General features: G+C 29.9%; 1 protein-coding gene. It reads right to left on the reverse strand.

What is annotated here, in order from left to right; translation table 11 throughout:
- Positions 1–273: 273 nt before the first annotated feature.
- A partial coding sequence (locus AC3G7N_RS22020; protein WP_489424250.1) for a hypothetical protein occupies positions 274–572 on the reverse strand: 299 nt, incomplete at its 5' end.

A 572-nucleotide genomic window follows, 5' to 3' on the forward strand; every position in this document is an offset into this window, starting at 1 on the left:
GGTTCTAATGTTTAAGTTCTTTCCTTTCCTTCATATTTGGGAGAATCCCATATTTCTTTAAAATAGATTATTAATAGATTTAATTAAAAAAGAGGTATTGTGCTTTTTACAATACCTCTTCATTCCTGGATATAGATTATATTTTTGGATATTTACACATTAACTAAAGGCATTGATTAAAAACCTAAATGCCTGCTTTTAGACCTGTATCTTCCTATTCAAAACAATTTAATCTTATTTCCAAAATGAACTCTACATAGAATCTCTATACATCTAACTACAATACAAAACTACATTGGAACCATAAGTATCGCGCAAAAATGATTCACATGCTAATAAAATAATATTCATTTCATCTGAAATTATTTTACTTTGTACACCAGGTTGAACAATATTCATGTTTATTCGAGCTTTCTTACCAGCCTTCAATTTATTTTTGATAGTATTCAAGTCATTAAGAGAACCCTTTTCGATTCTAGAATCTGTCCCCGTTTTCGCCAAATACCTATTTTCTCTATACATCAATCTTTCCACCAATGACACGTAATCATTTGCCCAACGTAGGGATTTCT

The sequence above is a fragment of the Virgibacillus carmonensis genome, from assembly GCF_057836705.1.